Source organism: Romboutsia sp. 13368 (assembly GCF_018336475.1).
In the GTDB taxonomy this organism is placed as follows: domain Bacteria; phylum Bacillota; class Clostridia; order Peptostreptococcales; family Peptostreptococcaceae; genus Romboutsia.
Map to the genome: position 1 here is coordinate 502,199 of NZ_CP048741.1, position 1,558 is coordinate 503,756.

1 protein-coding gene is annotated in these 1,558 nt (G+C 31.6%); it reads left to right on the plus strand.

Going from position 1 to position 1,558, the window contains the following annotated elements:
* Positions 1-104 precede the first annotated feature (104 nt).
* Positions 105-1,424, plus strand: a complete 1,320-nt coding sequence (locus G3997_RS02120; RefSeq protein ID WP_296647345.1) for an APC family permease — start codon at positions 105-107, stop codon at positions 1,422-1,424.
* The last annotated feature ends 134 nt before the right edge of the window (positions 1,425-1,558 follow it).

Below are 1,558 nucleotides of genomic sequence, written 5' to 3' on the forward strand. Positions count from 1 at the left end.
CTAATTAAAGTAAATTTAATATTTAAATTGAAAGTGGGAATGATAATATCATAAAACCAAGTTAAGAACAAAAAAACAATATAGATGACATAAGGAGGAACTTAATGGATAATGAACTCAAAAAAACGTTAGGTTTATCAACAGCACTTTCAACAGTAATAGGAGTAGTAATAGGTTCTGGGGTGTTCTTTAAGCCTCAAGCTATATATACTGCTACTAATGGTGGACCAGGACTTGGAATGATAGCGTGGGTAATAGGTGGTATCATAACTATAACAGCAGGACTAACAGCTGCAGAAGTATCAGCAGCCATACCAAAGACAGGTGGTATGATGGTATATATTGAGGAGATTTATGGTAAACAATTAGGTTTCTTAACTGGTTGGATGCAAACTGTATTATTCTTTCCAGGAACTATAGCAGCATTAGCTGTAATATTTGCAAAACAAATACTTGAATTATTAGGATATAATTCTGATGCAAATATGATGATGGTTTTAGTTATAGCTATAGTGACAATACTATTTATAGCATTTTTAAATACAGTAGGTTCATCTTTAGGAGGAGTAATACAGACTGTATCTACAGTAGGTAAGCTTGTACCATTAGCCGTTATCATAATATTTGGATTTATAAAAGGTAATGGAAACCCAATACTTCAACCTTTAGTTGGACCAGGTGCAACAGTAACAGGAGCACTAGGACAAGTATTAATAGCAACATTATTTGCATATGATGGTTGGATAAATGTTGGAGCTATAGCTGGAGAAATGAAAGACCCAGGTAAGGATTTGCCAAAAGCAATAGTTGGAGGTATATCTATAGTAATGGCTGTATATATAGTTATAAACTTAGCTTATCTATGGGTTGCACCAGCTTCAGAATTAGCACAAGCTACAGCACCAGCTGCACTTGTTGCAGAAAGAATTTTTGGTAATATAGGAGGTAAAATAATAACAGTAGGTATACTAATATCAGTATTTGGAGCACTTAATGGATACTTACTAACAGGTCCAAGGGTAGCTTACACATTAGCTGTTAAAAAAACATTACCAGCAAGTGATACTTTAGCTAAGTTAAATAAAGGTGGAGCACCTGCAAATTCTATTTGGTTAATAGCTATTTTAGCATCAGTATATGCTCTAACTGGACAATTCAACCTTTTAACTGACTTAACTGTTTTCACAATATGGATATTCTATGTATTAACATTTATAGGTGTTATCAAGCTTCGTAAGGAAAGACCAGAATTAGATAGACCTTATAAAGTACCTCTATATCCCATTATACCAGCTATAGCTATAATAGGAGGTTTATTTGTTATAATAAATCAATTGCTAACAGCTCCATTAATTGCTATAGGTGGTATTGTAATAACATTAATAGGCATACCTGTATATTCAATGACAAGTAAAAAGAACTAACTTAACAAAAGAGGAATTTATATAATCTTTATATAAATTCCTCTTTTGTTTTTATAAAGGTTAACATACTAATACTGTTTTATAAAGAATATGGATATAATAGAATTTGTAAATAAATATCAAAATAAATTATT

Bases quoted from the DNA above. Each gene is read 5' to 3' on its own strand.
- G3997_RS02120 (WP_296647345.1), top strand. From the start codon at position 105: ATGGATAATGAACTCAAAAAAACGTTAGGTTTATCAACAGCACTTTCA.